Here is a 6323-nt window from a genome sequence, read left to right as displayed (position 1 = left end):
CGGTCTATCGCTGTCGTTGCCCCCTCATCCGACCCTTCGGGCCACCTTCTCCCCGGCGGGGAGAAGAAATATGCCACTATGCCGGGCGCTTTTCTAAAGGCTGGTTCCTCCAGCCAAACCCCAGAATCAAAAACGGCGCCAGAGGCGCCGCTTTTTTTTACCTGTCGCTCAATCGTCGCGCCCTGGAGGTCGGGCAGCGGGACGATCGTTTACGCCTTAGCGGAACGAACGGGCTGCTACGTTACGGATGTCGTAACGGGTCAGGCCGATGTCGCTCAGAGCCTGGTTGGAAAGGCTGCCAAGTTCGTTGATCGTGCGGCGGTAGGAGATCCAGTTCTTTGCGATGCGGATGGGGTTCATGGTCGTTTCCTCAATCTATCTCTGTTGATTTCGTCTGCCGGCTCAGCGTTTCTCTGTGCTCTCGGCTGTTGAGGTTTATATATAGACATTGAGCCATGTTGTGCAGTGCAGAATTTAGGCTACTGCCATGCATTTGTGCACTATGTCGGCTAAATTTGCGGCTTTGAATATCATCTGAGCAAAATATGAGCGGAAATGCCTGTGTTTCAGGCGGTTTTGACGGGTTTGGCAGCCTTTGGCGGCGCTAAAGGCGCTTTCCGGTGTGAAAATGCGCGTCGGGAGGGGCTCGGACGCTATCCGGGCGCTGCGTAAATGGTCGGCCATCGATGCATTTTTCATCTGCCGACCCTGCGGGCGGTTGTGGCAATGCCGCTTCGACCCGGAGAACCGCCCAAAACGAAAAAAAGGCCGGAGGCGGGAGCCTCAGGCCTTTTTGGGTAGGTCGTCTCGCATCCGCCGCAAGAAGCGGCGGGGCGTATAATCAGAAGCCGACGGCGGTCTTGGCGACGCGGCGGATGTCCTGACGGCCAATGCCGAGGTCACTCAGTTCGCGGTCGGTCATGCGGCCGAGTTCGGTTACGGTCTGACGATACTTGCGCCAGTTGGTGAGCGAGCGTGCAATGTTCATTTTCATCTTCCTCTTCGTGCTGTTCAGTCTCTGCGGCCAGTCTTGGGAGGCTTTGGTCCGGGGCTGAACTCGATCTCTGTATGACCATGAATATAATCGGTTTAATCAAAACAAAAACAGACAAAGCAAGATGTCACCTATGCACGCATTGCAATGCAAGCCGGTAAAACAGGCCGATTGCGGCGATTCATGCATAATTTGTGACCAATTTGTGTGCTTTTGGTGGTCGCCTGGGGCTTCGGCAGTGCGAAGGCGTGAGGGATGACCGGATAAGGGGCGGGACAGGGTGCGAAAGCCCCTCAATCGCTGGTCTGGAGCAGGGGGCCGGCAATCCGGTAACTGGGCTGCGGGGCGCGCTATATATAATGTCAATGTAGCCGCATAAATATTGCCTGTTTTCTCCGCCCGCCTGCATGCGATGTGCCGGGCGAGGTGGGGGCGGGAAGGTGAGGGAGGCGGATGCGGTGCGGCTTGCCGTTTCCGCCCAGAATCGCCCCTGTCCGGCTGTTGCGCCCTGTTCCCCGGCGCGGGTGGCGAATAAGCGGAGAGCGCGGCCGCCTCCTGCCACTGGCGCGGGGGATGAGAAAAGTCCGGAGGAAACGAAAGGCGGCGATAAGGCGTGCTTGACCCTTTCTGAACATTGTGACATACCGCCGCCCAACGTGCGGGTATGGCGGAATTGGTAGACGCATTGGTTTTAGGTACCAACGCTTCGGCGTGGGAGTTCGAGTCTCTCTACCCGCACCACAAGCAAGGCATGGCTGCGCCACGCTTGCGCCAGAGTGCATCTTTATAAGATGCGGGGAGCTTCGGGGTTCATTTCTCCCCTTTGGTCTTTTTTCCGGTGCAGGCTAAACGGCGTCCGGCAGGGGCTTGTGTAAAGAAATAAGGGAAGCCACGGCCGGGCAACGATGTTTCCGGCGCAGTGCTCGAAAGTAAACCAACGGCTGTCTGAGCACCGCCGCCATGATGTGAAGGTTAGGAAAATGCAGGTTATCGAAACGCTCGCTGAAGGGCTGAAGCGCGAACTCAAGGTCGTTATTCCGGCTGCCGACATGAAGGCCCGTCTGGACGAGCGCCTGGTTGACGCCAAGGACAAGGTTCGCATCAACGGTTTCCGTCCCGGCAAGGTGCCGATGGGCCACCTGAAGAAGATGTACGGCAAGTCCATCATGGCCGACCTCGTCAACGAGCTGGTTCGTGAAAAGCCGACCGAAATCCTTTCCAGCCGCGGCGAAAAGTCTGCGACGCAGCCGGCCATCTCCATGACCGAAGACGAGCAGGAGGCCGAAAAGATCCTGTCGGCTGAATCCGATTTCGAATTCACCGTTGCCTACGAAATCATTCCGGCCATCGAACTGAAGGCCAATGACGGCATCAAGGTTACCCGCGAAGTTGTTGAAGTCTCCGAAGACGAAATCAACGAGCAGATCCTCAAGATCGCCGAAAGCGCCCGCACCTACGAGCCCAAGAAGGGCAAGGCCGCCGATGGCGACCGCGTCACCATGAACTATCTCGGCAAGGTTGACGGCGTTGCCTTCGACGGCGGCGCGGCCGAAGATGCCGAACTGGTTCTCGGTTCGGGCCGCTTCATCCCCGGCTTCGAAGACCAGCTGGTCGGCGTCAAGGCTGGCGATGAAAAGACCATCACCGTGACCTTCCCGGCCGACTACCCGGCTGCGAACCTTGCCGGCAAGGAAGCCAACTTCGACATCACCGTCAAGGAAGTTGCTGCTGCCGCTGCTGTTGAAATCAACGACGAACTGGCCACCAAGCTCGGTCTCGAATCGGCTGAAAAGCTGAAGGAAATCGTCAAGGGCCAGATCGAAAGCCAGTACGGCAACATCACCCGCCAGAAGGTCAAGCGTCAGATTCTCGACCAGCTGGACGAAATGTACAAGTTCGACACGCCGGCTGGCCTCGTCGACGCCGAGTTCGACAACATCTGGCGCCAGATCAACACCGATCTCGCTCAGTCGGGCAAGACCTTCGCTGACGAAGACACGACCGAAGAAGAAGCCCGCGAAGAATATCGCAAGCTGGCTGAACGCCGCGTCCGTCTCGGCCTCGTTCTCTCCGAAATCGGCGAAAAGGCCGGCGTTGAAGTGACCGAAGAAGAAATGCAGCGTGCGCTGGTCCAGCAGCTGCAGCAGTTCCCGGGCCAGCAGAAGGAAATCCTCGATTTCTTCCGCAACACCCCCGGCGCTTCCGCTTCGCTGCGCGCTCCGATCTTCGAAGAAAAGGTCATCGACAAGCTGCTTTCCGAAATCGCGGTAACGGACAAGACCGTTTCCAAGGAAGAGCTTCTGGCTGACGACGCCGAAGAAGCAACGGAAACCAAGAAGAAGGCCCCGGCCAAGAAAAAGGCCGCTGCCAAGGCTGACGACGCCGCTGAAGGCGAAGAAGCCGCTCCGAAGAAGAAGGCTCCGGCCAAGAAGAAGGCCGCTGAAGGCGACGCCGAATAATCTTCTTCAGTGCAAGCTGATTGAAAAAAAAGGCCGTAGCGAAAGCTGCGGCCTTTTTGTTTTGGGCGTCCGGTTTCTGGGCGGTCGCGCGGGCTTCCGTACCTTCGTTTCGATCACAATGCAGTGCAGCATGATTTTTTGCTGCATCTGCTCTTGTTCATCTCCCGTTCATCTGGCACCCTGCGCAGCATGATTTGCCCCGGCCGCTGCATGCGGTCGTTCGGGCATTGTGTGCCGCTCTTGCGCGGCCTTATCGCTGCCAAACCATTGGCCTTAAGCTTTTACCGTGCCTGCCGGGTTCTCCCGGTGCGCCCTTAATTTGCAAGGGGACAAGATATGTCGCCACAAGCGGGTTTTACCCTTCTATTGTCTTTTTTCACCGCCGCTGGCACCGCGGCACACGCCGATGAGGCCGGGCTGATCTGGAAGCCGGTCAAGAATTCCGACCGTTCCTATACGGCGCGCATCGGTGCGAAACTGCCGGTCGATACGCCCATTCGCGCGGGGCTGGAAATGGGCATGAGCGCTTCCAAAACGGGGCAGGTGGTGGATACGCCGGTGCGGGTATGGGGTAATGTCACGCTGCTGGCCGAACAGTTGCCAGGCGTTTCACTTGCCCGTGATGTCGGTGTCATCTTCAATGCGCTGACGGGATCGAGCAGCGTTTCCGTGACCTCGCAGCAGAAGCGCATCGTTACGCCGGAGCTGGATATCGAGGCGAACCGCAATTTCACCGTGCGTTATGACGGCACGGCGCAGCAATGGAACGGGCTGGATGTGTCGCAGTCGCTGCGCCTTTCCCGCTCCGACACCGGCACGGCCTTTGTGCTGACGGGGGCGAGCCGTAACAGTTTCAACGAGTTCAGCAGCGGCGTGGCGGTGGAGCAGAAACTGGGCGATCACCTGACTGTGCGGGGGACGCTCGATCAGGGTTATGCGGATCATTTCCGGCCGGGGGTGAGTGCGCGGTATAGTATTCGGTGGTGAGGGGGCTGGCTGTCTGTATACGGTTAGTTCGCAGGTGAGAAAGTCTCTTTAGGGGCGAAAACCTTTCCTCCGTCATGCCGGGCTTGACCCGGCATCCAGTCACGGCGAGTCTGCGCCGTGAAAGAGTCTTTCGCTATCAAAGACTTGATCGCGCTGGATCCCGGCTCAAGGCCGGGATGACGGGGTGGGGATGCTATGCTTTCTCAAAAGGCCGAATACGGTAACTCCGCCGTCTCAAAAGCCGCCCCCGGTGCAACCTCAATCCTTCTTGATCTCACCCATGCGGTTCCACGCATCGAGTCCCGCAATCTTGTAGGCCTCGGCAAGCGTCGGATAGTTGAACGTATTCTCGACGAAATATTCCACGGTGCCCTTCAGGTTCAGCACCGCCTGGCCGATATGCACCAGTTCGGTCGCACCTTCGCCGACGATGTGGACGCCGAGTAGGCGGCGGGTTTTGAGCGAGAAGATCATCTTCAACAGGCCGCTGTCGAGGCCCATGATGTGGCCGCGCGAGGTTTCGCGGAAATGGGCGATGCCGCATTCATAGGGAATGCCGCGTTCGATGACTTCTTCTTCCGTCAGGCCGCAGGTGGAAATTTCCGGTACGGCATAGATGCCGTAAGGGAAGAATTGCGGCGGTTCGCCGGCCGGTGCGCCGACGGCGTGGCGGGCGGCGATGCGGCCCTGTTCCATGGAGGTGGAGGCAAGGCTCGGGAAACCGATGATGTCGCCGGCGGCATAGATGTTCGGCACCGAGGTCTGGAAGGTTTCGGGATCGACCTTCAGGCGGCCGCGGCTATCGGCCTCCAGCCCACAGGCCGAAAGATTGAGTGTATCGGTGGCGCCGACACGGCCGGCGGCGAAGAGGACGGTCTCCGCCTTCAGGACGCGGCCATTGCCGAGCGAGACGAGGCATTTGCCGCTTTCGTCGCGCTCCACCTTTTCCGCCTTCTGGCCGAAGATCAGCTTCATGTTGCGGTCGCGCAGCTGATAGGTGAAGTCCTCGACGATTTCCTTGTCGATGAATTCCAGCATGGTTTCGCGCGGCTCCACCACCGTCACCTGCGTATCGAGCGCGCTGAAAATGGTGGCATATTCGATGCCGATGACGCCGGCGCCGACGACGACCATGGAGCGCGGCAGTTCCTTGATCTCGAGAATCTCGTCCGAATCTAGCACCGCTTCGCCATCGAAGGGAATATGCGGCGGCCGATAGGGGCGGGTGCCGATGGTCAGCAGGATGGAGGTGCCCGTCACGGTCATGATCTCGCCGTCGCTCTTCACCACCTTCATGGTGTTGGCGTCGATGAAGCTCGCGGTGCCGCGAATGTGCTGCACGCGGTTGCGGGCAAACTGGTGTTCCAGCACTTCCACTTCGTGATCCAGCGTGATGAGCAGGCGGCGGCGCAGGTCTTCGGCATCGATCTCCTGCTTGACGCGATAGGCGCGGCCGTAAAAACCGCGCTCGCGCCAGCCGGTGAGATTGAGCGCCGTCTCGCGCAGGGTCTTCGATGGAATGGTGCCGGTGTGCACGGAAACGCCGCCGACGCGGCTGCCCTTCTCGATGACCAGAACCCTCTTTTCGAGCTTGGCGGCCTGAATGGCGGCCCGTCTTCCCGCCGGACCGCTGCCGACAACAATCAGATCGAACTGGTGCATGAAAAACCCCGGAACAGAATTATTGCGATGACCGGATGTCGCATCCGGCATGGCGTCGCTGCGAAATGGTCATGATGCCATTTTGACGATGGGGAGTGATTCCCTCCTTCAGCCTTGCCCGCAAGAGTGCAATGCAACAAACGCCTGCGTCAATCTGTAGCGTAAGAATCTGACGGATTCGTAACTGGGGGTGGGGTTTCAGGAGGTTGTGCGATTTCTGG

General features: G+C 58.9%; 5 protein-coding genes and 1 tRNA gene. 3 read left to right on the top strand and 3 right to left on the bottom strand.

The window, feature by feature from the left end; all coding sequences use genetic code 11:
• Positions 1-216: 216 nt before the first annotated feature.
• Together AGR7B_RS07985 and AGR7B_RS07975 are read right to left on the bottom strand one after the other, a co-directional pair.
• The gene (locus AGR7B_RS07985; RefSeq protein ID WP_003495735.1) at positions 217-360 is read right to left on the bottom strand and encodes a DUF1127 domain-containing protein; all 144 of its coding nucleotides are present in this window, start codon (positions 358-360) and stop codon (positions 217-219) included.
• Between the two features lie 481 nt (positions 361-841).
• Positions 842-988 (bottom strand): DUF1127 domain-containing protein, encoded by a 147-nt coding sequence (locus AGR7B_RS07975; protein WP_004433052.1) that lies wholly within the window; start codon positions 986-988, stop codon positions 842-844.
• Between the two features lie 664 nt (positions 989-1652).
• Between AGR7B_RS07975 and AGR7B_RS07970 the strand changes: the two genes are divergently transcribed.
• The 3 genes from AGR7B_RS07970 to AGR7B_RS07960 all read left to right on the top strand — a co-directional run bounded on the left by AGR7B_RS07970 (position 1653) and on the right by AGR7B_RS07960 (position 4440).
• Positions 1653-1735: transfer RNA gene (locus tag AGR7B_RS07970), tRNA-Leu, on the top strand.
• A gap of 239 nt (positions 1736-1974) precedes the next feature.
• On the top strand, positions 1975-3453 hold the full coding sequence (gene tig, locus AGR7B_RS07965; RefSeq protein ID WP_080856416.1) for a trigger factor: 1479 nt from the start codon (positions 1975-1977) through the stop codon (positions 3451-3453).
• Between the two features lie 336 nt (positions 3454-3789).
• Entirely contained in the window at positions 3790-4440 is a 651-nt protein-coding gene (locus AGR7B_RS07960; protein WP_080856415.1) for a hypothetical protein, read from the top strand.
• 258 nt (positions 4441-4698) lie between these two features.
• On the opposite strand, the gene sthA is transcribed toward AGR7B_RS07960, so the two are convergent.
• Positions 4699-6102: a Si-specific NAD(P)(+) transhydrogenase gene (gene sthA / locus AGR7B_RS07955; protein ID WP_004433043.1), complete on the bottom strand. Its 1404-nt coding sequence runs from the start codon at positions 6100-6102 to the stop codon at positions 4699-4701.
• Positions 6103-6323 lie beyond the last annotated feature (221 nt).

Origin of the sequence: Agrobacterium deltaense RV3, from assembly GCF_900013505.1 — a bacterium.
Lineage (GTDB): Bacteria > Pseudomonadota > Alphaproteobacteria > Rhizobiales > Rhizobiaceae > Agrobacterium > Agrobacterium leguminum.
This window is presented reverse-complemented; position numbering and strand designations above follow the sequence as displayed.

Bases quoted from the DNA above. Each gene is read 5' to 3' on its own strand.
- AGR7B_RS07985 (WP_003495735.1), bottom strand. From the start codon at position 360: ATGAACCCCATCCGCATCGCAAAGAACTGGATCTCCTACCGCCGCACG.
- AGR7B_RS07975 (WP_004433052.1), bottom strand. From the start codon at position 988: ATGAACATTGCACGCTCGCTCACCAACTGGCGCAAGTATCGTCAGACC.
- tig (WP_080856416.1), top strand. From the start codon at position 1,975: ATGCAGGTTATCGAAACGCTCGCTGAAGGGCTGAAGCGCGAACTCAAG.
- AGR7B_RS07960 (WP_080856415.1), top strand. From the start codon at position 3,790: ATGTCGCCACAAGCGGGTTTTACCCTTCTATTGTCTTTTTTCACCGCC.
- sthA (WP_004433043.1), bottom strand. From the start codon at position 6,102: ATGCACCAGTTCGATCTGATTGTTGTCGGCAGCGGTCCGGCGGGAAGA.